This is a genomic window from Streptomyces sp. NPDC029159 (genome assembly GCF_055564055.1).
The window spans coordinates 23502-47883 of sequence record NZ_JBVHWT010000003.1 but is presented as its reverse complement, the minus strand read 5'-3'; the positions used below and the strand labels follow the sequence as shown (position 1 = coordinate 47883).

19 protein-coding genes are annotated in these 24382 nt (G+C 71.1%); 9 read left to right on the top strand and 10 right to left on the bottom strand.

Features of this window, described 5'->3' with window-relative positions; all coding sequences use genetic code 11:
* Positions 1-9: 9 nt before the first annotated feature.
* Both ACZ4U4_RS07220 and ACZ4U4_RS07215 read right to left on the bottom strand, forming a co-directional pair.
* Positions 10-1533, bottom strand: coding sequence for a type I-E CRISPR-associated protein Cse1/CasA (locus ACZ4U4_RS07220; RefSeq protein WP_467869883.1), 1524 nt, complete (start codon positions 1531-1533; stop codon positions 10-12).
* Between the two features lie 228 nt (positions 1534-1761).
* On the bottom strand, positions 1762-1941 hold the full coding sequence (locus ACZ4U4_RS07215) for a hypothetical protein (RefSeq protein ID WP_467869881.1): 180 nt from the start codon (positions 1939-1941) through the stop codon (positions 1762-1764).
* A 188-nt stretch (positions 1942-2129) separates the two neighbouring features.
* On the opposite strand from ACZ4U4_RS07215, the gene ACZ4U4_RS07210 reads away from it, so the two are divergent.
* A complete protein-coding gene (locus ACZ4U4_RS07210; RefSeq protein ID WP_467869879.1) occupies positions 2130-5954 on the top strand; it encodes a cell envelope integrity TolA family protein in 3825 nt (1274 codons plus the stop codon).
* Positions 5955-6097: 143 nt separating this feature from the next.
* On the top strand, positions 6098-6526 hold the full coding sequence (locus tag ACZ4U4_RS07205) for an SCO4983 family protein (RefSeq protein ID WP_467869877.1): 429 nt from the start codon (positions 6098-6100) through the stop codon (positions 6524-6526).
* Between the two features lie 171 nt (positions 6527-6697).
* Here ACZ4U4_RS07205 and ACZ4U4_RS07200 read toward each other — a convergent pair whose 3' ends face one another.
* On the bottom strand, positions 6698-8518 hold the full coding sequence (locus tag ACZ4U4_RS07200; RefSeq protein WP_467869875.1) for a phosphoenolpyruvate carboxykinase (GTP): 1821 nt from the start codon (positions 8516-8518) through the stop codon (positions 6698-6700).
* 420 nt (positions 8519-8938) lie between these two features.
* On the opposite strand from ACZ4U4_RS07200, the gene trhA reads away from it, so the two are divergent.
* The gene (gene trhA / locus ACZ4U4_RS07195) at positions 8939-9685 is read left to right on the top strand and encodes a PAQR family membrane homeostasis protein TrhA (protein WP_467869873.1); all 747 of its coding nucleotides are present in this window, start codon (positions 8939-8941) and stop codon (positions 9683-9685) included.
* 5 nt (positions 9686-9690) lie between these two features.
* Complete coding sequence (locus tag ACZ4U4_RS07190; RefSeq protein WP_467869871.1) at positions 9691-10344, top strand: TetR/AcrR family transcriptional regulator; 654 nt, start codon at positions 9691-9693, stop codon at positions 10342-10344.
* A gap of 82 nt (positions 10345-10426) precedes the next feature.
* Here the strand turns inward: ACZ4U4_RS07190 and ACZ4U4_RS07185 are convergent, their stop codons facing one another.
* From ACZ4U4_RS07185 to ACZ4U4_RS07175, 3 genes are all read right to left on the bottom strand, one after another.
* Positions 10427-11791, bottom strand: coding sequence for an amidase (locus ACZ4U4_RS07185; RefSeq protein ID WP_467869869.1), 1365 nt, complete (start codon positions 11789-11791; stop codon positions 10427-10429).
* 62 nt (positions 11792-11853) lie between these two features.
* Positions 11854-12858: a zinc-binding dehydrogenase gene (locus ACZ4U4_RS07180; protein WP_467869868.1), complete on the bottom strand. Its 1005-nt coding sequence runs from the start codon at positions 12856-12858 to the stop codon at positions 11854-11856.
* A gap of 99 nt (positions 12859-12957) precedes the next feature.
* Positions 12958-15015 (bottom strand): thioredoxin domain-containing protein, encoded by a 2058-nt coding sequence (locus ACZ4U4_RS07175; RefSeq protein WP_467869866.1) that lies wholly within the window; start codon positions 15013-15015, stop codon positions 12958-12960.
* A gap of 151 nt (positions 15016-15166) precedes the next feature.
* Between ACZ4U4_RS07175 and ACZ4U4_RS07170 the strand changes: the two genes are divergently transcribed.
* Both ACZ4U4_RS07170 and ACZ4U4_RS07165 read left to right on the top strand, forming a co-directional pair.
* Positions 15167-17632 (top strand): hypothetical protein, encoded by a 2466-nt coding sequence (locus tag ACZ4U4_RS07170; protein WP_467869864.1) that lies wholly within the window; start codon positions 15167-15169, stop codon positions 17630-17632.
* A 213-nt stretch (positions 17633-17845) separates the two neighbouring features.
* Complete coding sequence (locus tag ACZ4U4_RS07165) at positions 17846-18145, top strand: hypothetical protein (protein ID WP_467869862.1); 300 nt, start codon at positions 17846-17848, stop codon at positions 18143-18145.
* A 244-nt stretch (positions 18146-18389) separates the two neighbouring features.
* Here ACZ4U4_RS07165 and ACZ4U4_RS07160 read toward each other — a convergent pair whose 3' ends face one another.
* Both ACZ4U4_RS07160 and mca read right to left on the bottom strand, forming a co-directional pair.
* Positions 18390-18638, bottom strand: a complete 249-nt coding sequence (locus ACZ4U4_RS07160) for an RAMP4 family protein (protein WP_467869860.1) — start codon at positions 18636-18638, stop codon at positions 18390-18392.
* A gap of 4 nt (positions 18639-18642) precedes the next feature.
* On the bottom strand, positions 18643-19515 hold the full coding sequence (gene mca / locus ACZ4U4_RS07155) for a mycothiol conjugate amidase Mca (protein WP_467869858.1): 873 nt from the start codon (positions 19513-19515) through the stop codon (positions 18643-18645).
* A gap of 129 nt (positions 19516-19644) precedes the next feature.
* Here mca and ACZ4U4_RS07150 point away from each other — a divergent pair, with 129 nt between their 5' ends.
* Positions 19645-20061, top strand: coding sequence for a DUF4307 domain-containing protein (locus tag ACZ4U4_RS07150; protein WP_467869856.1), 417 nt, complete (start codon positions 19645-19647; stop codon positions 20059-20061).
* 221 nt (positions 20062-20282) lie between these two features.
* Complete coding sequence (greA, locus tag ACZ4U4_RS07145; RefSeq protein WP_030287865.1) at positions 20283-20780, top strand: transcription elongation factor GreA; 498 nt, start codon at positions 20283-20285, stop codon at positions 20778-20780.
* Between the two features lie 131 nt (positions 20781-20911).
* Here the strand turns inward: greA and ilvA are convergent, their stop codons facing one another.
* Entirely contained in the window at positions 20912-22171 is a 1260-nt protein-coding gene (gene ilvA, locus ACZ4U4_RS07140; protein ID WP_467869854.1) for a threonine ammonia-lyase, read from the bottom strand.
* A gap of 359 nt (positions 22172-22530) precedes the next feature.
* Between ilvA and ACZ4U4_RS07135 the strand changes: the two genes are divergently transcribed.
* Positions 22531-23031, top strand: a complete 501-nt coding sequence (locus ACZ4U4_RS07135; RefSeq protein WP_467869852.1) for a MarR family winged helix-turn-helix transcriptional regulator — start codon at positions 22531-22533, stop codon at positions 23029-23031.
* Positions 23032-23137: 106 nt separating this feature from the next.
* Here the strand turns inward: ACZ4U4_RS07135 and ACZ4U4_RS07130 are convergent, their stop codons facing one another.
* Positions 23138-24298, bottom strand: a complete 1161-nt coding sequence (locus ACZ4U4_RS07130) for a cystathionine gamma-synthase (protein WP_467869850.1) — start codon at positions 24296-24298, stop codon at positions 23138-23140.
* Positions 24299-24382 lie beyond the last annotated feature (84 nt).

Genomic DNA, 24382 nt, shown 5'->3' with positions numbered 1-24382 from the left:
GTCCCCCGGTCACGTGTACGTCTCCCCTCGGAGTTCTACAGGCCCCTTGGGCGAATCCATGTCGTCCTGGAAACTCCGCTCGGCACGAGCGCGGGCGCGCAGTCCCCTGTCGTCGTGCGGCAGTGAATCGAGGCGGTTGCGGAGGAACTCCTCGGCTTGGGTGCGTAGTTCTTTCGCGTAGCCGATCAGGAGGGGCGGCACCGGTTCGGCTTCCGCAGTCGCGTCGAGCAGCCGCAGGAACGGCTCCTCGGCGGCAGGCCAGAACTCCCGTCGAGCGTCGAACCGGGCCTGCTGCGCGGGCCGGTCGGACGGCTTGGGGTTCGGATACTGAATCTTCCATGCCGCGTACGCCGCCCGCTCCAGCGCCCAGGCCACCCGTTCAGCGATGATCGACCCACGCTGCGAGGCCACACACAGCTCTTCGCCCAGGCTGGGCGCGTAAGGAAAGGAGCCCTCTGTCCAGGACGAGGCGATGGTCTTGTCGGCGAGGAGGCCGACGGCCCACAGTACGCACTCCGTGCGGCCCTCCTGCTCCGAGAACGTGAGGTCACGCAAGCGCCCGAACAGCCCTTTCGTCTCTCTCCTGGCCGCGCTGTAGAGCGCGTGGGCGTCGCGCCACAGGGCGCGGGTGGGCGACGGCCACAGCGGCTTGAGGTGACCGTTCGCCTTCCGCATGGGGACGGCGTCCTCAAGGTCGCGCTCGGGGTCGAGGTCGAGGAGTTCGCCGGCGCCGATCAGCACTCGATCGACCATGACAGTGCCGTCCGCTGCCACCGGCCCCGGGCTCAGCAGGACGGATCGGCCGAGGTAGCTGTGCAGGTCGGCTGGGCCAGAGGTGGCCCGCGGCGGCGGCTTCACCTTGAACGTGCGCCGCTCTACGCCGTTGCCGCCCGTCCAGGAATGGTTGAACCTCCCCACGACGCCTCCCGCCGGGGGATAGAGATTCATCCGTAAGGTGTCCCCGAGCGTGCGCCCCTGCACCACGACACGAATCCGACCCTGGAGACGCCCCGCGGCGAGGTTGGTCAGCTTCGGACCCAGTTCCTCACCGGAGACCCGGGCGCGCCCCGACAGCCCGTAAACATGCTGGACCAGCATTGCTCGGAAGGCATCCGCAGCGGGCAGCGGCGCCGGGTGCTCGAGGTGATGGTGATCAAAAAACTGGGCATAGTCACCAACGCGTTCGAGCACCAACTGCGCAGCCCCGGTGCCCTTTTTCTTCATCAACGGTTCCAGCAGGGCGTTCTGCCCCAACGGCCGCTCCGGGTGGAAGAGATCCCACGCATCGGCCGGCTCCCCGGCCAGCCACTTCGCCACCCCGTCGAGACTGTGTCCGTCTGCGGCCCAGGCACGCCACTCCTCGGTGGAGGCCGGGAACGTCGCCGCGGCGAAGCAGAGTGCCAGCAGATAGTCGAGAAGGGCGACGGTCTCGCCAGGGGTGGGGCAGGAGAGGTGGCTCAAGCCCTCGGCGCCACGCAGGACGTCGAGCAGCGAAAGGTCGACACTCTCGCCCTTCACGGTGATGACGGGCACGCACGGTTGATACCGCGGATCCCAGGAGGGACGCCGCTCGGCGGATGGGCTCAGGGCGGGCAAAGCGCGGATACCACTCTCATCGTTGACCACCTAGGGTGACCGAAGCGACGCTAGCAGTGGGTGAGTTGACGGGCGACGCGTTTACGGAATTGCCCGGGGCGGCGGGGTGCCGGCGAACCCGCCCCGCCCTCGTACACCCCTCGGCGGGATACCCCGCCGCAGCCGTCACCCCCGCGGTCGGCGCCCCACCATGATCCGCAGCGTCTCGCGGGCATCGCGACGGCGGTCGCGGGGCCGCGCCAGGACCGAGGTGAGGGCGACGACGGCGAGGACGGCGGTGTACGTGGCCGTTCCCACGGCGGCCAGAGCCGTGGCGTCATGGAGCAGGGCGGAGAGGACGGGCATGGCGGGAGCCTTTCGGTTGTGCCCGGGTTCGATTGCCGGGCTGTGGCTGTGGCACCACCTTGGCCACCGGGCCCCACCGCTATCGATGTCGGCTCAGGCCGCTCGCCAAGGTTTCCGCAGGCCAGAAGAGCCCCTCGATGGCGAAGACAACGGGAAATTGAACAGTGGGTGAAGATATGGGGAAAGCGGTGGACTCTTCGGAGAAGGGCCGGGAGGCGCGGCGCGAGTTCGGTGAAGAGCTCAGGAAACTGCAGGTCAAGGCTGGGGCGGCGGGCAGTGCCGCCGCCTGTGCTCGGGCGATCGGGCTGAAGCCGCAGCAGCTTGGGACCTGGTTCAGAGGGGAGGCCGCGCCGGGCCGCGAGAGCACGTCCGCCGCGCGGCAGCTGGTGGAGTACCTCCAGCAACAGGCCGGTGAGCCACCGCACTTCGACGAGTTCTGGGCCCTGCTGCTCGAAGCGGCGCAGCGCGAGGGCGGCAGGCGGCAGGGCGTCTCCGGGGCCCTGCGGCATCGCGCCACGGAGATGGGCGTCGAACGCTATCTGGCGGCCCCCTTCGACGCTCAGGCCGAACTGGCGGCCACTCGGAAGTTCCTCCGGAACAAGGCGCCCGACGCGCCCTCGTACCTCTGGTGGCAGGGGCCGCCCGGCTCCGGGAAGTCGGCCCTGCTGAGCCGGGTGGCGACACGGGAGTCGCCCGACGCCACCGACACCGTGGTCTTCTTCCTCTCCGCGGCCGAAGGGCGGGACAACGCCGGCGCCTTCGTGCAAGCGATGGGGCGGCAGTTGGCGGGAATCCTGACGGGGAAGGCCCTCGAAGGGCCGTGGCGCCGTTCTCCGGACGAGTTGCAGAAGCTGTACGTGGAGGCGGCGGCGTGTTCGGCGCGCAAGGGCCGCACGTTGCTGATCGTGGTGGACGGACTGGACGACGACGCCGCATGGCGCGACGGGGTCGTCAACCGCCCGCGGCACAGCATCGCCTCGCTTCTGCCCCAGATCCCGGCCCGCGGCCCTCTGGAGTCCGGGGCCACGATCCGCGTCCTCGTCGCCAGCCGTGCCGTCGCACAGCCGCCCTCCGGTGTTCTGGAGGACCATCCGCTGCGCGCGCCGGGCACCGTACGCCTGATCGGCACGAGGGAGTCCGGGGCGGGCGCGGACCACGCGGTGCGGGAGGCGCTGGAGCGGTGGGGAATGTCCCCTGCGGAACGGACCGTTCTCGAGCTGATCGCGGTGGCCGGGGCGGGACTGCGGGCGAGCGACCTGGCTGAGCTGGCGGGCGTCGGACAGACAGAGGTGGAAGGACTGCTGAGGGCAGCCGGCGGCCGCTACCTCGTTGCCCCCTACAGGCCGGGCGTACCGTCCGACGAACCCGCCGTCGAGGCGACCGTGCGCGCCGCCCGGGAGCGCACCGACGCCGCGACCCTCGCCCGGTGCACCGAACAGTTCCGCAGCTGGGCCGCTACCTGGCAGAGGAAGGGCTGGCCCCCGGACACGCCGCCCTATCTGCTGTCCCGCCTCCCCCGCCTGCTGCGAGGCACCAACCGTCTCGTCCCGTACGTTCTCGATCCGCGCCGGCTGTCGCGGATGGTGGTGCGCGGGCAGGGGGACGAAGCGCTGACGCAGCTGGCCTCCGTCGCGGAGGGGTACGGCGCCGATCTGGCGGTGTCCTTCCAGGTAACGGTTGCGCGGGCGTTGCTCGCCTCGCGTCTGCGGCGGGTGCCGCGGGAGTTCTGCGGGCTGTTCGTGCAGGCGGGGGACGTGCCGCGGGCCCGGGAGTTGGCGCTGTCGGCGCCGCGGGAGGCGGACCGGGCGGTACGGCTCGCTGACGCGGCCAGGGCGCTCGGCGACGGCCGGGAGGCCACAGGTCTCGCCCAGGAGGCCGCGGAATGGGCGGTTCGGGCACTGAAGGGCGCATCGCGTGCCGCCGAGCCGGACGAGGGACTGGAGGCGGTGGCCCGGGCGGGGCGCGGACTCCGCACGATCGGGTGGCGAAGGGGAGGCGACGCCGCACTACGGGAGGCGGGCGAGGCCGTGCTGGAGGCCGCTGTCCGCTGCGAGGCGCTGGCGTGGTCGACCCGGGTCCGCGCCGCGCGGGACTTGGAGCCGGAGTCGAAGCGGGGGCAGGAGCAGGCGACGCTGTTCAGTGAACTGTCCTCCTACGCTGCAGAGTTGTCGGCACGTGGCCTCGAAGAGCGGTTCGAGGCGCTGGAGATCTGGACGGAGGTGGCGCGAGGCCGCAAGGGAGCGGCTGCCATCAGGGCACGGGCCGACGTGGTGGCGTTCTGCGCCGACCTGGAACCGGAATCCGACCTGACGCATATCGAGCTGCTCGCGCTCGGCGCCTGTGCGGTGCTTCCGGAAAGCCCGGAGAAGGGCGCGGCGCTGGCGCTCCGGGCGCAGCGTGCACTGCTCGACGCCTTCGCCTCCCCCGAGGCCCTGCCGGACGCCGCCCGCGCCCAGCTCACCCTGGAGATGGGCCCGGCGCTGACGCATACCGTCCAGGCGCTGCACAAGGCGGATCGACTGTCCTATGCAACGGAGTTGCTGAAAGCCGTACCGCCTGCGATGTACCGCGATCTGTTCGGCGATGACATCAAGGGCAAGGCGGATTGCGCGGCCGAGAAGGCCGCGTTGGAGCTGACCGACATCAAGAGCCAGCGGGCCGAGAGGAAAGACGAGGAAATGCGGCGGGCCAAGGAGAAGGCCGCGCCGGAAGGGGAGGCCAGGGAGCCGCGGCAGGCCGAGCAGAAGGCCCCACCGGGCGATGAGGCGACGGCGAAGAGCCCGGCCGAGGAGGCCGAACCGGTCGACGACGATGCCAAGAATCCGCCGCCGACCGAGTATCTGGCACCCGAAGAACTGCACTCCCTGTCAGAGGATTTGCACGCGTCCAACGCTGCCGGTCGGCGACGCCTCGCCGAGGCGTTCGACCGCTGGGAAGGGCACGAGGCAGTGGCCGACACCGCCGGGTGGGGCCTCGCCCTGGCAGGTGCGCTCGCCACGACCGGGCATGCCGAAGCGGCGGCGCAGCTCGCCGGGTACGCACGGGGGCCGGCCGATCTGGCGGGCGTGCGGGCCATCGTCGCCCTACACAGCGCGCTGGGCGGGCACGCGGCCGCCGCCGAGAAGTACGCGCAGACGGCCACGGAACACGCCGATGGAGCGGTGAGCGGGCTCCTCGCCCAGGCGTTCGCGTACGCAGCACAGAAGGAGGCAGCCCGGAGCTGGGCGGACCAGGTCGGGCAGGAGCCCCACGACCCGAACGCGCAGGAGTGGGCGGCCGTGGCCGTAACCCTGGGGCTCGCCCGGTACGCACCCCAGGGCACCGAGGATCTCGTCGGGGAACGGATGGAGATCGCACGGAAACAGGCGGCGAGGCCCCTTCCGGCTCTGCAGAATCCGGCCCTGCAGAGGATGGCCGCCCTGATCCCCGCACTGCCCGATCCGCGCGATCCGGACACGGCGGTGCATGCGGCGCTCCGGAACCGTGCGCGCGATTGGGACTTCAAGAAGAGGGATCCGCATACGGCGTTGCTCTTCTTCCTGCTGGCCGAGAGCGGCTGCTCCCCCGACCTCGTACCGCAGGGCCAGATCCTGGCTTGGGAGCAGTACATGACCTCCACCCGCCTAGCAAGCGGCCGCCCGATCGCCGAATGGTCGGTCCTCCAAGCCGTCCGGGGCGATATCCGCGCAGCGCGGGCCACGGCGGAACTCGCCGAGACACCGGACGACCGGGCCGCGGCCCTCGCGGCGGTGGCGACCTATCTGGCGGGCGTCCCCGTGATCGCCCCGCTCGTGGAGGGCTGGTCGCCGCAGCGGGTTCCCGTGCTGCGCTATCTCGCGCTCGCCGACGCCGTCGGCCCGGAGTCGTCGCGCGACGAGGCCGAGGCCCGGCGCCTCGCACAGGAACTGCTGGCCGGTCCCCATTGGCGGTACGCGCTCCCGCTGCTGCCCCGGCTGGCGCCGGAGAGCGCCGCACCGCTCGCGGAGGCGGCGCTGGCGCATACGCGGCCGTGAGGGCGGGGGCGGAGGGGGTGCCGGCGGCGGGGGTGCGGGGGTCCGGCAATGCGGGGCACCCACACCTGTCTCCCAAACCCATCCCAACTTTAGACTCAATCTAAGCTAGGATGGTTTCCTAGTCGCACTCAGGAGGCCACCCCATGTACGAACCGATCCGTTCCAAGTCGGTCCACACCATGGCCGCCGCCGGGGAGTTTCCGCACCGTTCGCGGGCGGAGGAGTTGGATATCCGGCTCGCCGGGCACCTGACCGCGCTGCTGACCGTCACCGATGAGCTGCGGGCGCTCACGCCCGGGGCGGGTGGGGAGGCGCTGGCGGCGGCTGCCGAGCGGATCGCCGGGCAGGTGGCACGGCTGCGCGGTGGGCGGTATCCGCTGCGGGCCGAGCCGACCGGTGGGGAGACGGCGCGGGCGGGGGCGCTGCACCGGCGGGCGTACACGCTGGCCGGGCATGCGCTGACCGTCGCCACCTCGCGGAACGACACGGCGGCCATCGCGCTCGCCGCCGAACGCCGCGCCGCCCACGAGGCGCCCGCCACCCCGACCCATCCGCACCTCGCCACGGCGTAACCGAGGACGTACGGATTCAGACGTATGCAGACGTACGGATACGAGGGGACGGATACGGAGGCGTCGGGCCGGTAGGCACGTGAACACACGGACCGAGGGGTCCCGCGTCAGCTGACGCGGGACCCCTCGGTCCGTTCACTCACCGTGTGCCGCCGGGCGGCACCACGGCTCTCAGCCCAGTCGCCGCACCAGCGCCCGGTACTCGTCCCACAGTTCCTTCGGGGTGTGGTCGCCGAAGGTGTTGAGGTGCTCGGGGATGAGGGACGCCTCGTCGCGCCAGACGTCCTTGTCGACGGTGAGGAGGAAGTCGAGGTCGGCGTCGGAGAGGTCGAGGCCGTCGGTGTCCAGGGCGTTCTTCGTCGGGAGGATGCCGATGGGGGTCTCGACGCCCTCGGCCTTGCCGTCCAGGCGCTCGACGATCCACTTCAGGACGCGGCTGTTCTCGCCGAAGCCCGGCCACACGAAGCGGCCCTTGTCGTCCTTGCGGAACCAGTTGACGTAGTAGATCTTCGGCAGCTTCGACTGCTCCTTGTCGGCGCCGACCTCGATCCAGTGGCCCATGTAGTCACCCATGTTGTAGCCGCAGAACGGCAGCATGGCGAAGGGGTCGCGGCGCAGCTCGCCGACCTTGCCCTCGGCGGCGGCGGTCTTCTCGGAGGCGACGTTCGCGCCGAGGAAGACGCCGTGCTGCCAGGACATCGACTCGGTGACGAGCGGGACGGCGCTGGCGCGGCGGCCGCCGAAGAGGATCGCGGAGATCGGCACGCCCTTGGGGTCCTCCCACTCGGGCGCGATGATCGGGCACTGGCCGGCGGGGACGGTGAAGCGGGCGTTGGGGTGGGCCGCCGGGGTCTCGGACTCCGGGGTCCAGTCGTTGCCGCGCCAGTCGGTGAGGTGCGCGGGCAGCTCCTCGGTCATGCCCTCCCACCACACGTCGCCGTCGTCGGTGAGCGCGACGTTGGTGAAGACGGAGTTGCCCCACATCGTCTTCATGGCGTTGGCGTTGGTGTGCTCGCCGGTGCCGGGCGCGACGCCGAAGAAACCGGCCTCGGGGTTGATCGCGTAGAGGCGGCCGTCCTCGCCGAAGCGCATCCAGGCGATGTCGTCGCCGATGGTCTCGACCGTCCAGCCGGGGATGGTCGGCTCCAGCATCGCGAGGTTGGTCTTGCCGCAGGCCGACGGGAACGCCGCCGCGACGTATTTCGCCTCGCCCTGCGGCGGCGTGAGCTTGAGGATCAGCATGTGCTCGGCGAGCCAGCCCTCGTCACGTGCCATGACGGAGGCGATGCGCAGCGCGTAGCACTTCTTGCCGAGCAGCGCGTTGCCGCCGTAGCCGGAGCCGTACGACCAGATCTCGCGGTCCTCGGGGAAGTGCGAGATGTACTTCGTGGTGTTGCAGGGCCACGGCACGTCGGCCTCGCCCTCGGCGAGCGGGGCGCCCAGGGTGTGCACGGCCTTGACGAAGAAACCGTCCTCGCCCAGCTCGTCCAGGACCGCCTGGCCCATGCGCGTCATGGTGCGCATCGAGACGGCGACGTACGCGGAGTCGGTGATCTCGACGCCGATCGCGGAGAGCGGCGAGCCGAGCGGGCCCATGCAGAACGGGACGACGTACATCGTCCGGCCGCGCATCGAGCCGCGGAAGATGCCCTGGTCACCGGTGAAGATCTCCCGCATCTCGGCGGGGTCCTTCCAGTGATTGGTCGGGCCGGCGTCCTCCTCCTTGGCGGAGCAGATGAAGGTGCGGTCCTCGACGCGCGCGACGTCGCGGGGGTCCGACGCGGCGTAGTAGGAGTTGGGGCGCTTGACCGGGTCGAGCTTGGTGAACGTGCCCTTGTCGACGAGCTCCTCGCACAGCCGCTCGTACTCCGCCTCCGAGCCGTCGCACCAGACGACCCGGTCGGGCTGGGTGAGGGCGGCGATCTCGTCGACCCAGGCGATGAGCTCCTGGTGACGGGTCTGGGTGGTGGGAGCCGCGTTGTCGCGCGCCACGATCGCTCCTAGATGAGGGTGTGGACGGACCCCGACGGGCCGGGCCGGGGGCTGCCGGTCCGGGCGGGGAATCCGCTTCTTTGGTTGATGCCCCTTGGGGGCTGCGACCCGGACGCTTCGTGACCGCTCATCCGGTGCCGACCGCACTCATTTGATCATCCGACCCCGACGGGCTTCTGTCCAGGGGGCCCCGTGGTGACCGTCACCACTCGCCCCCGTACGTACACCCGCGGCGAAAAGCCCTCGTCAAGCGTGTGCCAAACGTTCACCAAGCGCCTCCGGAGCGGGCGGCGGCCCGCGGCTCCCGCCGGGCCGCGGCCCTCACCCGACCGCGTCCGGCACCCCGCGCATCCGGGTCCACCACCCCCAACGGCGGCCGTCCGACCGGGAACTTACGGTGCCGTAGATAGCATGACCGGCATGACTTCCGCGCCCGATGCCGCAGTGAGCCAGCCCCCCTCCGCGCCCGCGGCTGCCGAAACGGTCCCCGTGACCGGAGCGGCCTCCGCCGCCGGCCCGGAGACGGCCGCCCCGGCCAAGCCCCGGCTGCGGGGCTGGCTGCACGCCGGGATGTTCCCGGCCGTCCTGCTGTCCGGCGTCTTCCTCACCGCACTCGCCGACAGCACCCGCGGCCGCGTGGCCTGCGCCATCTACACGCTCACCGCCTGCCTGCTGTTCGGCGTCAGCGCGCTCTACCACCGCGGCAACTGGAGCCCGCGCGTCGGCGGTGTGCTGCGGCGGCTGGATCACGCCAACATCTTTCTGATCATCGCCGGTACGTACACCCCGCTGACGATGCTGCTGGTCCCGGGCAGCCGCGGGCAGATCCTGCTGTGGGCGGTGTGGGCGGCGGCGCTCGCCGGGATCGCCTTCCGGGTGTTCTGGGTCGGCGCGCCGCGCTGGCTCTACACCCCCTGCTACATCGCGATGGGCTGGGCCGCCGTCTTCTTCCTCCCCGACTTCCTGCGCACCGGCGGCATCGCCGTCCTCGTCCTGGTGATCGTCGGCGGACTCCTCTACAGCGCGGGCGGCGTGATCTACGGCATCAAGCGCCCCAACCCGTCCCCGCGCTGGTTCGGCTTCCACGAGGTCTTCCACTCGTTCACGCTGGCGGCGTTCGTGGTCCACTACGTCGGCATCTCGCTGGTCGCCTACTCGCACGGCTGACGCCGGTGACCACCGCACCCGCGGGCGGCCGGGCGCAGCCCGCCGTACCGCGCCCCGCCGCGCCCGCCGACGGGCTGCGGGAGCGGAAGAAGCGCCGCACCCGCCAGGCGATCCGCGACGCCGCCTTCCGCCTCTTCGACTCCCAGGGGTACGACGCGACCTCCGTCGACCGGATCGCCGAGGCGGCCGACGTCTCCCCCAGCACCGTCGCGCGGTACTTCCCCGCCAAGGAGGACATCGTCCTGCGGGACGCCTACGGGGAGCTGCTGGTGGCGGAGCTGCTGGCCCGGCCCGCGGCGGAACCGCTGCCCGGAGCGCTGCGCGCCGCCGCCCTGGCGGTCTCCGCGCAGCTGTCCGCCCGGGACCTGCGGGAGCTGCGGCGGCGGGCCCGGCTGATCCGCGACGTCCCGGCCGTACGCCGCCGTACCGCCGACCACCACGCCCGCGCCGCCGCCGACCTCACCGCCGCCCTCGCCGCCCGGACCGGCCGCCCCGCCGACGACCTGGAGATCCGGGTGATCGGCACGGCGCTGCCCGCCGCCCTCCAGGAGGCGCTGCTGTACTGGGCGGAGGGGCCCGCCCGGGGCGCGGAGCTGGAGGCCGCGGTCGGCCGGGCGCTGGAGGTGCTGACGCGAGGACTGGCGCTGTCACCGGAGTGAAGCCCAGGTCCCGGGAGGGAAGGCCCCAAGGAGTGACGGCCCCTTCCGACGCGAGGGCCACTTCGGAGTGAACGGCCGGGCCCTATGTTGACGTGCCACCGCCGGGCACCTCCGCCCGCAGCGCCTCCTCGATACCCGCCGCCCAGGCCAGCACCGCCGGATCGGAGCCGTACGGGCCCACCAGCTGGAGGCCGAGCGGCAGGCCGTTCGCGGCGTACCCGGCGGGCAGGCTCACCGACGGCAGACCGGCGTTGCTCCACGGCAGGCACATGATCGACGAACCGGTGGAGCCCAGGCCGAAGGGGGCCGGGCCGGTGGCCGCGGGGGCGAGCCACAGATCGGCGCCGACCGCCCGCCGGGCCGCGTCCAGCTGCTCGCGGAAGGCGGCCCGCCGGGCGCGCGCCGCCTCGTAGGCGGTGTCCGTGACGGCGTGGCCCTCGTGCAGGGCGGTCGCGGTCTGCTCCCGGTAGAGCTCGCCGAAGCGCGCGTACCACTCGGTGTGGGCGCGGGCGACCTCATAGCGGTTCATGGTGAACAGCTGGGTGACGATCTCCTCGAAGGCCGCCATCACCGGCACCTCGACGACGGTGTACCCGGCGCGCCGCAGCACCTCCCGCTGCGCCTGGAGGGCGGCCAGCGCCTCGTCGTCCGCGCGGCGCAGATATGGGCCGACCGGCACGCCCAGCACCGGCCGTCCGGGCGCCGCGTCCGGGTGGTCCGGCCAGCCGTCGCAGAGCACCGGGGCGGCCAGCGCGGCGCCCGCGACGTCCTGTGCGTACCAGCCGACGGTGTCGAAGCTGACCGCGTTGGGGATCACCCCGGCGGTCGGGACGCGGTCGAAGCTCGGTTTGAAGCCGACGATGCCGCAGTACGCGGCCGGGCGGATCATCGAGCCGACGGTCTGGGTGCCGAGGGCCAGCGGCACCAGGCCCGCCGCGACGGCCGCCGCCGAACCGCTGCTCGAACCGCCGGGCGTGTGGGAGACATTGTGCGGGTTACGGGTCGGGCCCGGCGCGGTGACCGCGAACTCCGCCGTCACCGTCTTCCCCGCGATCAGCGCACCCGCCGCGACCAGCCGGTCCACGACGGCCGCCTGCGGACCGGCGAGCACCCCGGGCGGCAGCACGGAGCCCGCGCGGGTGGGCAGTCCGTCGACCCGGATGATGTCCTTCACCCCGACCGGCACGCCGTAGAGCGGCGGTTTGGCGGGGCGGCCCGTGAGGTCCGGGGCGCCCGCCGTCGCGCTGTCCCATGCGGCCACGGCGCGCTCGGCCGCGGCCGACAGCCGGGCCCGCCGGTCCGGTTCGGGGACGAAGGCGAGGAGGTGCGGGTCGACGGCGTCGATGCGGTCGCAGGTGCGGTGCGCCGCCGCCACGGGATCGTCCGCACCGGACCGCAGCGCCGCAGCCTCCCGGACGAGTGAGCAATTCCGGAGCAAGTTGTCCACGGCGGCAGGCTACAACCGCGGACGGCGGGGGCGAGGGTGGAAGCCGGAAGCCCCTGCCCGGCTCACAACTCCACGATCACCGCGCCCATGTGACGTCCCTCGGTCAGCCCCCGCAGGGCGGTCGGGGCCTGCTCGATGCCGTGCAGTCGACTGTGCGGGAAGGTGAACGTGCCGTCCCGCAGGCCCTTGCCGAAGCGGGCGTTCCACTCCGGGATCAGGTCCAGGTGGTCGTGGAGGGCGAGGCCACGCAGCGTGATGCCGCGGCCGAGCAGCGAGAGCGTGTCGATCTCCAGCGGGGCCGCGCCGTGCCCGCCCATCTGCGCGGCGAGCGAGCCGACGACCGCGATCCGGGCCCCGCGGTTGGCCACCGCGAACGCGGCACGCAACTGCTCCCCGCCGACGTTGTCGAAGACCGCGTCGACGCCCTCCGGGGCGAGGCGGCGCAGCTGCTCCTCGATGGGCCCGGCGCCGCGGATCACCACGGCGTCGTAGCCGAGGTTCTCGACCAGGCAGTCGGCCTTGGCCTGCGAACCGGTGCTGCCGATGACCCGGGCGGCGCCCTGCGCCCGGGCGATCTGCCCGGCCAGCGAGCCGACGCCACCGGCCGCGCCGCTGATGAACACGGTGTCCCCGGGCCGTACTTCGGCGCCCCGGACGATGCCCATCCACGCGGTGGGCCCCTGCGAGAGATGGGCGGCCGGGTCGGGCAGCTCCGCCGGGTCGAGCCGCTGCACGGCCGCGGCGTCCACCAGCGCGTACTCGCGCCAGCCGAGGCGGTGCTGCACCAGAGCGCCGACGGCCACCTCGCCGCCGGGCGCGGCGACGACCTCGCCGATGGCCGGTCCGCTCATCGGCTCACCCAGCGCGAACGGCGTGAGCGGCACCACGCTGGACTCGTCCATGAGGGTGCGCATCACGGCCGCGACGCTCATCAGGGTGTTACGGACCAGAACCTGCCCGGGCGCGGGCTCGGGGACCGGCACCTCCACGATCTCGAAGAGCGCGTCGGTGACCGGCCCCTCGGGACGGGCCGTCAGATGGACTTCACGTGCGGTGCGCTGCGTCATGTATCGATCTCACGCCCGATTACCCACCGGAGTCAACTCCGTCCTTGGGCGGAGCACTTCCGACCGAGCGGGCGCCGACCGTACCGTCGGACCGCCCGCTCACCGCACCGTTCCGCGCAGCCGTCCGCTCAGTTCGTCCGGGTCCGTGACCGGCTGTTCGCAGGCGAAGTGGCGGCAGACGTACGCGGCGGGGGCGCCGTCGACCAGCGGCCGGTCCCGGAGCAGCGCCACCGCGCCCGCGTCGTCCGTGTCCGGAGCACCGAGCGCGACGACCGCGCCGGGGGTGTTGCCGAGCAGCGCGGTGCGGTGCAGCGCCCGGGTGGCCGCGCCGTCCGGCGGGCCGACGACGGCGATCTCCCGGGGCCCGTCCAGCGCCGCCTCGGCGACGGCCAGCCCCCAGCCGATGAACCGCGGCGCGCGCCCGGCCAGCGCCGTCACCACGGCGAGCGCCTGCTCGGCCGCCTCCCTATGGGGGGCGCTGCCGGTGAGCGCCCCGTAGGAGAGCAGGGCCCCGGCGGCGGCGGTCCAGCCGGACGGGGTGGCGTTGTCCGTCGGGTCCTGCGGGCGGCGGATCAGCGCCTCGGCGTCCGCCGCCGTGTCGTAGAGCGAACCGTCCTCGGCCCGGAACTGCACCAGCACCGTGTCGAGGAGGAAGCCCGCGAAGTCCACCCAGACGCCCTCGCCGGTGACGGAGGCGAGGGTGAGGAAGCCCTCGGCGACGTTCGCGTAGTCCTCCAGGACGCCGTCGTTGTCGCCGGGCACGCCGTCCCGGGAGGTGCGGTGCAGCCGCGCCTGCCAGTCCATGTGGACGCGGACGAGCAGGTCGGCGGCGTCCGTGGCGGCCTGGACGAGGTCCGGCCGGTCGAAGTACGCGCCGGTCTCGGCGAGCGCGGCGATGGCCAGCCCGTTCCAGGACGCGACGATCTTGTCGTCCCGCCCGGGGCGCGGCCGCTCGTCCCGGGCCGCCAGCAGCCGCTCGCGCACCGACCGGACCCGCTCGGCGTCCACCGGGCCGACGCCGTCCGGGAGTTGCAGCACCGAGGCGCCCTCCTCGAAGGTGCCGTCCTCGGTCACCCCGAAGTACGCGGCGGCGAACTCCGCATCCGCCTCCCCGAGCACCGCCCGCAACTGGTCAGGGGTCCATACGTAATACGCGCCCTCGGCGTGGCGCCCGCTGCCCGACCCGTCCTCGCTGTCCGCGTCCAGCGCGGAGGCGAACCCGCCCTGGACGGTGCGGAGTTCCCGCACCATGAAGTCGGCGGTCGCCAGCGCCACACGGCGGGCCATGCTGGAGCCAGTGGCCCGCCACAGATGCGCGTACACGCGGCAGAGCAACGCGTTGTCGTACAGCATCTTCTCGAAGTGCGGCACCGTCCACGTCTCATCGACGGCGTACCGCGCGAAGCCGCCGCCGAGCTGATCGTGGATCCCGCCGCGCGCCATCGCCTCGCACGTCGCCTCGACCATCTCCACGGCGCCCTCGGAGTCCGTCCGCGCGTGGTGCCGCAGCAAGAACTCCAGCACCATCGCCGGCGGAAACTTCGGCGCTCCGCCGAACCCGCCGTGCACCGCGTCGAAGTCCCTGGTCAACGCCATCAGGGCACTGGCCAGATCCCGCGGCCCCGGAGGCGCGTCGGCCGACAACGACCCGGCCAGGGACCGCCCGGCCAGATCCGCGGCGATCCGCCCCGCGACCTGACCGACCTCCCCGCGCCGCTCCGCCCAGGCGCTGCGCACGCCCTCCAGCACCTGCCGGAACGACGGCATCCCGTGCCGCGGCTCCGGCGGAAAGTACGTCCCGAAGTAGAACGGCTCCCCGTCCGGCGTCATGAACACGGACATCGGCCACCCGCCCTGCCCCGTGGCCGCCTGTACCGCCTCCATGTACACGGCGTCGACGTCGGGCCGCTCCTCCCGGTCCACCTTCACCGACACGAAGTGCTCATTCATGAACGCGGCCGTCGCCTCGTCCTCGAAGCTTTCGTGAGCGAGAACATGACACCAGTGACAGGCGCTGTACCCGACGCTCAGAAAGACGGGGACATCGCGCCGCCGCGCTTCCTCGAACGCCGCGGCCTCCCAGGGCCACCAGTCGACGGGGTTGTCGGCGTGCTGAAGCAGATAGGGCGAGGTGGCATGCGCGAGTCGGTTGGCCATGGGGCCATCCTCGCGCACGGGGGCGGGGGCGCGGGGGCAGTGGGGTAGGAGGCGTGGCGGGGCGGCGGAACGAGCATGGGTCGAGCCTGCCGGCCCTCTCCATCACCATCAGCCCGGCAGTCGTCCGGCAGTACTGAAATACCATTTCCTCATGGCTGACCACACGGGAAAGCGGAAGTTCCGGGAGCATCTGGAGTCGCTTTTCACTGCAACCGGTTCCCCTAAACCAACCGCTATATGCGCTGCGAGCAGGGATCGCCTTGGGCGAACTTCCTTGTCGGTACAGCGCATCAGCGACTGGCGGAGCGGGAAGCACATACCGACGAATAAGCTCTTCCGGGAGTTTCTCCGCGCCGTCGACATCTTGGCGCGGCAGCGAAACATCACCCTCCCCGCAGCACTCGCCGACCCGGCGGTCTGGGATCGCCTGCTGCGCGCCGCGCGAGCCAGGAGTCGCACCCCCACTCAGGAAGAACCGCATCACATCACGGTGGGCACCGCCCGGATTCCGATCCATCCGGTGACTGACGCCGACCCCTTGAAACTGGGCGTACACCGGACAAGCCGCTTGAAGGACGCTCCCCCGCTCCCCGTCTATGTGCCACGGGATGCGGATGATGCAGTCGCGGCTCAACTGGCAGAAGCCGGAGAGGACGGTGGCCTCGTTCTGCTGGTCGGCGAGTCCACCGCCGGAAAAACACGGTGCGCCTTTGAGGCGGTACGACGCGAACTGTCCGATCACTGGCTCATCGCACCGCCCGCGGCAAGCGACCTGAGCCCCGTGCTCTCACACATCTCTCTACCGAGGGTCGACCGCCGGAAGTGGGTGCTCTGGCTGGATGACCTCGACCGTTTCCTCCTCCCCGGTGGCCTCGACCAAGGCATGTTGTCCGCACTCCTGGAGCAAAAAGTTGTGGTGATGGCGACCATGCGCTCCGAGAGGTACAGCAATTACAGTGAGCGCGCGTTGAGGAACGCGGAAGCTGACACAGCGTCCGCACGCCGCCTGGGGTCCCGGGTGCTGAACCTCATCGAGCCTCTTGTGCTGGACCGGCAGTGGTCCGCGGCAGAAATGAGCAGGCTCCACACACACCTTGCAGACCCGGACCCCGATATGCGTCTCGCTGATGCAGCCCGCCACCACGGCATTCACGGCATCGCAGAGTACCTCGCAGCCGGACCGAAACTGCTCGAAGAATTCCTCACCACCAAACGTCAGCCGAACAGCCGTCCTCGCGGCGCGGCCTTGGTACAGGCCGCCGTCGACCTTGCGCGAGCAGGCATCTCCACCCCGCTGCCCACCGAAACCCTGCTCACGTTGTCCACGTGCTATCTCAGCGCCGGGGACGCCTCCCGCCTCCGGGCCGAGAGTGCCGAACAGGCTCTGCTGTGGGCAACCGAGATCCAGTTCGGTGTAGCGGGAATGCTGGTCGGCACGGATGCCGCGGAAGCCTGGCGGCCATTCGACTACCTCGTGGACGCTGCTGCCAGCGCCGCGGACGCAGCGGATATTCCTGACGAAGTCTGGGAAGCGGCAGTCACGCACGCGAACGGTGGCAGCGAACTGCTGCCTGTCGGACGGTCCGCTTTCCGCTTCGGTCGCCTTGCGCTCGCCGAACGCTGTTTCTCCCCTCTGGCAGCTGGCGGTGACCATGCCGCAATGCACGACCTCGGGTTTGTACAGCGCGAACGACGCCCGGAACACACCTGGCCCTCGTGGTACCAGACGGTGTCCGAGACAGGGACCCCATTGCAGGCCCGAGCCCTTGGCGCCTTGCACGAGATCGAGAGGCGGTGGGACGAGGCAGCGGCCTGCTACGAAAGAGCCGCAGCGCAGGGTGATGCTCTTTCCATGCGACTCCGCGGTGTGATCGCCCAGCGGCAGGGGCAACACGACGTAGCCCATGAGTGGTACATCCGCGCCAGTAAGGGCGGCGACCCAGTAGCGACCGCCTCCTTCAATGTCCCGAGCATCTACCTACCCCAAGAGGGACACGAGCTGGGTTCGCAAACCTGGGACCTAGACGCTGATTGGGATGAGGAGGAAGAAGAACCGTGGCAGATGACACCCCGGACATCTCGCATCCTCAGCTGCAATCTGGAGATTCTCGCTGATATGGCTCACGACGAGTTGAATGAACTGGGCGATCGCCCCATCTCCCCGGACGCCTTCGGGATCTTCTTCGCATGCTTGCCGGCATCCACCTGGAGCCAGCCACGGTCTTGGCGACGCAAGATGCTAAGGGCCCTGGACGATCTCAACGAAGACATCTCCCTCGGCCATTCACCTGAACCACGCTGCGCAGCAGAGGAACTGGCACTCCACTTCGCCCTGCAGAGCGCTTCCGCAATGACATGTGACGAACCTGACCTGGTGGCCGAATTCACCCAAGGAATCCCGGAGCAGCGGGGCGACTACGACTGGGACACCTGTTTGGATCTGCTCTTCCAGGACCACGATGTGCTTTTCCTCTACAACCCTGCGCTACAGGGTTTGGAGCACCCCGACGCCTCGCTCAACCGGCACATGGGCATCGGAGACCTGCGGCCCGAAGGGTGGTTCAAGGAGTTCGGGAACGTGCTACCCCGCGATCCGACCCGAGGATTCGTGCACTGACACGCCCCTGCCAAGCCGTGTACCGCAACCAGTGGCGTGCTCCGTCGACGGCAGTTCCTCGCACATCCGGTCCGGAAGTCCGGTCATCATCCATCTGACCAGGCGCTTCAAGCCTCCTGCCGCATAAGAGGTCTCGGAGTTCCGGTACCACGCGGCCTTGTATGAGCGTCAGCGCACCAAGCGGTGCGCTGACGCTCCGAAAGGACCCTCGCCATGACTGTGGTACTGCTGCCCCCCGTGATCTGCGCTTGTGCACTCGCCTTCCAACGCGCCATCCATCCGCTGGTCCTGCTGATCGGTTTCTTCGCAGCACTGCGCGGTCTGAGCTCCCCCGAGCGGGCATTGGCCTTCCGTATCCTCGCCCAAGCAGTCGCAGACGTGAGCAACCGCCCCCCGCGCGGTTCTGCTCGCCCGCCCCTCCGCTCGCTTGCGCTGACGAGGCATGCACATGTCCAGCGTGCCCCCGAGGTCGACACACTCGAACCGAACGAAAACGGGGCCGAGCACGGCTAGGGATGTGCCGGCCGGGAAGTGTGTACTACCTCACAGGTTCGGGGATGCCCCGGCTACGACGCGCGGTCACTGCAGGTACGCGTGTAGGCCCCGCGGAGGTGGCGGGGGGGGTCGCCACCCGGACATCGGGAGGTCACCTGCTCCAGACCCCCTGGGGGAGCAATGGCCCACGGAACCGGGCACTCCAAGACCGGGCCCGGGCTCTCCGCCCAGGCACCGGCCGAGGAATCAGCCGGTCAGGAAATCAGCCGGCGTTCGCCTCCCCCTTGGAGGCGGAAGCGGTGGAGGAGGAAGCCGCCGTCGCTGCCTCCTTCTCCTCGAAGTCCACCTTGCCCATGTGGCGGTTCATGGACTTCATCAGCAGCCATACGGCGCCGCCGATGACCGCGAAGACGATGAAGCCGAGGATGCCGGGGGTCACCTTGTCCTTGTCGAACGAGTCGGCAAGGGTGACGAAGTGCGTCAGGGCGAGGGTGCTGGTCGCGCTCATCATGAGGTCAATTGTTGCGGATGCCCGCGAAGAGGTCGTCCTCGGGGAGGGAAGTGTCCACGAGCGACTTCGCCAGCTCGTACTCCTCCGTCGGCCAGACCTCCTGCTGGATGTCCATCGGGACACGGAACCAGCCGCCGTCGGGGTCGATCTGCGTGGCGTGGGCGATCAGTGCCTTGTCACGGACCTCGAAGAAGTCGGCGCAGGGAACATACGTGGTCAGGGTGCGTTCGCGCTGTTCGAACTGCTTCCAGCGCTCCAGCCACTCGCCGTACGGGGACTCCAGACCGCGGGCCAGCAGCGCCTCGTGGAGGGCGATGGTGCGCGGCTTGTTGAAGCCCTGGTTGTAGTAGAGCTTCTGCGGCTGCCAGGGCTCGCCGGCGGTGGGGTACTTCTCCGGGTCGCCGGCCGCCTCGAAGGCCACCATCGTGATCTTGTGGGTCATGATGTGGTCGGGGTGCGGGTACCCGCCGTTCTCGTCGTAGGTCGTGATCACCTGCGGCTTGAACGTACGGATCAGCTTCACCAGCGGCTCGGCCGCCGCCTCGACGTCCTGAAGGGCGAAGCAGCCGTCCGGCAGCGGCGGCAGCGGGTCCCCCTCGGGGAGCCCGGAGTCGACGAAACCGAGCCACTCCTGCCTGACGCCCAGGACCTCCCGGGCCTCGTCCATCTCCTTCTTACGGACCTCGTGAATGTGCTCCTCGATGTACGGGTCGCCCTGGAGCTTGGGGTTGAGGATGGAGCCCCGCTCCCCGCCCGTGCAGGTGGCGACCAGCACGTCCACCCCCTCGGACACGTACTTGGCCATGGTGGCCGCACCCTTGCTCGACTCGTCGTCGGGGTGGGCGTGGACCGCCATCAATCGCAGCTGCTCAGTCAAGACTCGATCCTCAGTAAAGGCTGGGAGAAGATGCCTCCTATAGTGACCGAAGCGAGGGGGCCGTGTATTCCCCGTACGGGAACCCACGAGGCCGGACGTTTCCCGGCCCCGGTAGCAGGAGGACAGAGCATGACCGCGGTACGCGACGGGCTTCCCGAAGGCCGCTACGGAAGGTCCTCGAACGGCCGGAACGACCGCGGACTGAAGATCGTCGGCGGGGTGCTGGGGGTGGCGCTGCTCGGCGTCGTCGCCTGGTGCGGAATCTCGTACATCGGCGGCGAGAAGGTCAGCGGACGCGTGATCACCTGGGCGGCGGTGCCGGACGGCACGGTGAAGGTGCATCTGGAGGTCGTCAAGGACCGGGATGCCACGGGCGTGTGCACCCTGCGGGTGCTCTCCGCGGACAAGGCCGAGGTCGGACGCAAGGACGTCACCGTCGGCGGGCACGGCGAGCAGATCGACACCGAGGTGACCTTGCGGACGACGGGCCGGGCGACGGCGGCGGAGCTGGTCGGCTGCTCGTCCGCGTCCTCCGGCGGTCACTGAGAGCGGGGCCTCCGGCCCCCGGCATGCCCGGGTGAACGCCGAAGCGACGGGCGGGCACCCCTTCCGACCAGGCAATTCATCGTTCAGGGAGGCTCCCTGAAGATTTCCTCTTCCCCGTTTTGTGCCGGAATTGTTAGGCTCGTGGTTTCGCCCACCCGTGAAGGCGCAATCCTTCCCTGGTAGGGCGTTTGATTTATCCCCAGTACCGACGAGGAGCACCTGTGACCCAGACCAGCGAAAGCGTCACCTGGCTGACCCAGGAGGCGTACGACCAGCTCAAGGCCGAGCTGGAGTACCTGTCTGGTCCCGCACGCGCCGAGATCACCGAGAAGATCGCGGCAGCCCGCGAGGAAGGTGACCTGAAGGAGAACGCCGGGTACCACGCGGCCAAGGAGGAGCAGGGCAAGCAGGAGCTTCGCGTGCGCCAGCTCACCCAGCTGCTGCAGACCGCGAAGGTCGGCGAGGCCCCTGCCGCCACCGGTGTCGTCGCTCCCGGCATGGTCGTCACCATCGCGTTCGACGGAGACCCGGACGACACCCTGGAGTTCCTGCTCGCCTCGCGCGAGTACGCCAGCGCGGACATCGAGACCTACTCGCCGCAGTCCCCGCTCGGCGAGGGCGTGAACGGCAAGAAGGTCGGCGCCGACGCGGAGTACGAGCTCCCGAACGGCAAGAAGGCCAGCGTGAAGATCCTCGACGCCAAGCCGTACTCGGGCTGATCACGCCGTATGCGCGGCTGATACACGACATACATAGGGAAGCGGCCCGGAGCGCGATGCTCCGGGCCGCTTCCCGTGTCCGGGGCCGTCCGCGGGCGGGACCTGCGGGAACGTCCGGGGCCCGCCCCGTCTCACTCCGCTTCCGCGACCGTGTAGCCCGCGTCCCGCAGCGCCGCCGTGACCTCGGCGCAGTGTTCGGGTCCTGAGGTCTCCAGCTGGAGTTCCACCTCGACCTCGGTCAGGCCCAGCCGCGGGCCGGTGCGGACGTGCCCGACGTCGAGGACGTTGGCGTCGGCCTCCGACAGGACGCCGAGCAGCGTCGCGAGCGCCCCGGGGCGGTCGGTCAGCCGCAGCCGCAGCGAGAGGTAGCGGCCGGCGGCGGCCATGCCGTGGCGGAGGATCCGCTGCATCAGCAGCGGATCGACGTTGCCGCCCGACAGCACCGCGACGACCGGACCCCCGAACGCCCCCGGGTCGCTCAGCAGCGCCGCCACCGGGCTCGCCCCGGCGGGCTCCACCACCAGCTTCGCCCGCTCCAGACAGAGCAGCTGCGCCCCGGCCAGCGCGTCCTCGGAGACCGTACGGACCTCGTCCACCAGCTCCTCGACGATCCGGAACGGCACATCGCCGGGGCGCCCGACCTTGATGCCGTCGGCCATCGTCGACAGCCCCTCGACCGCCACCGGGTGCCCGGCGGCCAGCGACGGCGGATAGCAGGCCGCGCCCGCCGCCTGGACGCCGATGATCTTGACGTCCGGGCGCAGCGCCTTGACCGCGACGGCCACCCCGGCGGCCAGCCCGCCGCCGCCGACGCCGACCACGACGGTGCGCACCTCCGGGCACTGCTCCAGGATCTCCAGCCCGACGGTGCCCTGGCCGGCGATGATGTCGCGGTGGTCGAAGGGGTGGAGGAAGACCGCGCCGGTGCGGTGCGCGTACTCCTGGGCGGCGGCCAGCGTCTCGTCGACCACCTGGCCGTGCAGCCGGACCTCGGCGCCGTAGTCGCGGGTCGCGGCGACCTTCGGCAGCGGGGCGCCGACCGGCATGAAGACCGTCGACCGCACCCCGAGCAGCGAGGCGGCCAGTGCCACGCCCTGGGCGTGGTTCCCGGCGCTCGCCGCCACCACCCCGGCCGCCCGCTCGGCCGCCGTCAGCCGGGCGATGCGCACGTACGCGCCACGGATCTTGAAGGAGCCGGTGCGCTGGAGGTTCTCGCACTTGAGGTGGACCGGGGCGCCGACCAGCCGGGAGAGGTGGCGACTGCTCTCCAGGGCGGTGGCCCGGGCGACGCCGGAGAGCAGTTTGTGGGCCTCGCGGACGTCCTCGACGGTGAGCGCCGCCGCGTCGCCCGGGGCGGACGCGGGGTGCGGAGACGACGTGTGGTCGGGCATGTCGTCAGTCTGGCAGTCCGGCGGCCACCTGACCTTTTCCGGCCAAGGTGTGGACAGGTCGGCGGAACGGGGCCGCCCCCACCCGGCGCGCGGCGGGCCGCCGGGCCTCGTCCGGAGCCGGGCGCCGGGGCGGCCGTGGGCCTGCACCTGGGAGCACGTCCAGGCGCAGGAGCCTGCCGCCGGACGGGTGTCAGGGGCGGCATCAGGGCGTACGTCAGGGGCGCCCGGTGCATGCCCGCACGCCCTTACGGGTCGGGCCCGGCCCGGGTCGTAGCGGCTTTCGGCGGCCGGTCTCCGGCCACTTCCGCGTAACCTTGTCCACCGGTCCCTCAGCCCCCCCATGAAGCGAGCTCCCGGCCATGCCCACCTCTTCGGACATGACGACACCCACCGATCCCGCCGTTCTGGACGCGTTGCAGCACCAAGTGGCCGTGTTCGCCCGGCGTGCCGAACAGAGCCGCCTCGGCGGGGTCGGCCAGGCGCGCAACTCCATGGACCGCGCCGCATATCTGCTGCTCAACCGCTTGGACCAGGAAGGTCCGATGGGCGTCAAGGCGCTCGCCGCCGGGATGGGCATCGACTCCTCGACCGTCACCCGACAGGTCGCGCCGCTGGTCGAGTCCGGGCTGGTCAACCGCGCTACGCACCCCGAGGACGGCCGGGCGGTCGTCCTCCAGCTCTCCGAGCGCGGCCGCACCCGCCTCGGCGAGGTACGGGCCTCGCGCCGCGCCCTGATGGAGCTGGTCACCGACGAGTGGACGGAGGAGGAGCGCGCCGTCTTCTGCACGCTGCTGACCCGTTTCAACGTCTCCCTCGCCGCCATCACCGCGACGCTGCCGCCGGCCGGCGCGGCCTCCTGAGCCCGCGCCCCCAGGGGTGATTCCGGGGCGCGCCGGAGAACGGCGCGCCCCGGGTGCGGTGCCCGTACGGCTCTCCCCTACGGGTGGCCGTACGGGCACCGCAGGCTCAGCCCAGCGCCTGGGTGAGGTCGGCGAGCAGGTCGTCGATCGACTCGATGCCGACGGAGAGCCGGACCAGGTCGGCGGGGACCTCCAGCGCGGATCCGGCCGTCGAGGCGTGCGTCATCCGGCCCGGGTGCTCGATGAGCGACTCGACGCCGCCCAGCGACTCCCCGAGGGTGAACAGCTGCGCGCGGTCGCAGACGTCGACGGCGGCCTGCTCGCCCCCGGCGACGCGGAACGACACCATGCCGCCGAAGGAACGCATCTGCTTGGCGGCGATCTCGTGCCCCGGGTGCTGCGGCAGCCCCGGGTAGTAGACCTGCGTCACCTTGGGGTGCGCGGTCAGCAGCTCCGCCACCCGGGCGGCGTTGGCGCTGTGCCGGTCCATCCGGATGGCGAGGGTCTTGATGCCGCGCATCACCAGCCACGCGTCGAACGGCCCGGCGACCGCACCCATCGCGTTCTGGTGGTAGGCCAGCTCCTCACCGAGGGCGTCGTCACCCACCACGAGGGCGCCGCCGACCACGTCGGAGTGGCCGCCCATGTACTTGGTCGTGGAGTAGACGACGACGTCCGCGCCGAGCGCCAGCGGCTGCTGGAGGTAGGGGCTGGCGAAGGTGTTGTCGACGACAAGACGGGCGTCGGCCTCCCGGGCGACGGCGGCGAGCGCCGCGATGTCGGTGATGCCGAGCAGCGGGTTGCTGGGCGTCTCCACCCAGATCGCCTTCGTACGAGGGCGCAGCTCGGCGCGGACCGCCTCCGGGTCGGAGGTGTCGGCGACCGACCATTCGACGCCCCAGCGCTCCGCGATCTTGGCGAAGAGCCGGAAGGTGCCGCCGTAGGCGTCGTCGGGGATGACGACGTGGTCGCCGGGGGTCAGCAGGGCGCGCAGCAGGCAGTCCTCGGCGGCGAGGCCGGAGGCGAAGGCCAGACCGCGGCGGCCGCCGTCGAGGGCGGCGAGGTTCTCCTCCAGGGCGGTGCGGGTCGGGTTGGCGCTGCGGCTGTACTCGTAGCCGCCGCGCAGACCGCCGACGCCGTCCTGCTTGTAGGTGGACACCTGGTAGATGGGCGGCACCACCGCGCCGGTCGCCTCGTCGGGCTCCTGACCTGCGTGGATGGCGAGGGTTTCGAAGTGCTGGTGGCGCTGGTCGCGCTGTTCGCTCATGGAAAGCGAGGGTAGTCGCCCCAGGGCGGGACGATCTGCGGAACTTTCTGGTTCGCTGGGGAGTGGAAAGAGCAGGACGTGCAC

Bases quoted from the DNA above. Each gene is read 5' to 3' on its own strand.
- ACZ4U4_RS07215 (WP_467869881.1), bottom strand. From the start codon at position 1,941: ATGCCCGTCCTCTCCGCCCTGCTCCATGACGCCACGGCTCTGGCCGCC.
- ACZ4U4_RS07205 (WP_467869877.1), top strand. From the start codon at position 6,098: ATGTACGAACCGATCCGTTCCAAGTCGGTCCACACCATGGCCGCCGCC.
- trhA (WP_467869873.1), top strand. From the start codon at position 8,939: ATGACTTCCGCGCCCGATGCCGCAGTGAGCCAGCCCCCCTCCGCGCCC.
- ACZ4U4_RS07180 (WP_467869868.1), bottom strand. From the start codon at position 12,858: ATGACGCAGCGCACCGCACGTGAAGTCCATCTGACGGCCCGTCCCGAG.
- ACZ4U4_RS07175 (WP_467869866.1), bottom strand. From the start codon at position 15,015: ATGGCCAACCGACTCGCGCATGCCACCTCGCCCTATCTGCTTCAGCAC.
- ACZ4U4_RS07170 (WP_467869864.1), top strand. From the start codon at position 15,167: ATGGCTGACCACACGGGAAAGCGGAAGTTCCGGGAGCATCTGGAGTCG.
- ACZ4U4_RS07165 (WP_467869862.1), top strand. From the start codon at position 17,846: ATGACTGTGGTACTGCTGCCCCCCGTGATCTGCGCTTGTGCACTCGCC.
- ACZ4U4_RS07160 (WP_467869860.1), bottom strand. From the start codon at position 18,638: ATGATGAGCGCGACCAGCACCCTCGCCCTGACGCACTTCGTCACCCTT.
- ACZ4U4_RS07150 (WP_467869856.1), top strand. From the start codon at position 19,645: ATGACCGCGGTACGCGACGGGCTTCCCGAAGGCCGCTACGGAAGGTCC.
- ilvA (WP_467869854.1), bottom strand. From the start codon at position 22,171: ATGCCCGACCACACGTCGTCTCCGCACCCCGCGTCCGCCCCGGGCGAC.
- ACZ4U4_RS07135 (WP_467869852.1), top strand. From the start codon at position 22,531: ATGCCCACCTCTTCGGACATGACGACACCCACCGATCCCGCCGTTCTG.
- ACZ4U4_RS07130 (WP_467869850.1), bottom strand. From the start codon at position 24,298: ATGAGCGAACAGCGCGACCAGCGCCACCAGCACTTCGAAACCCTCGCC.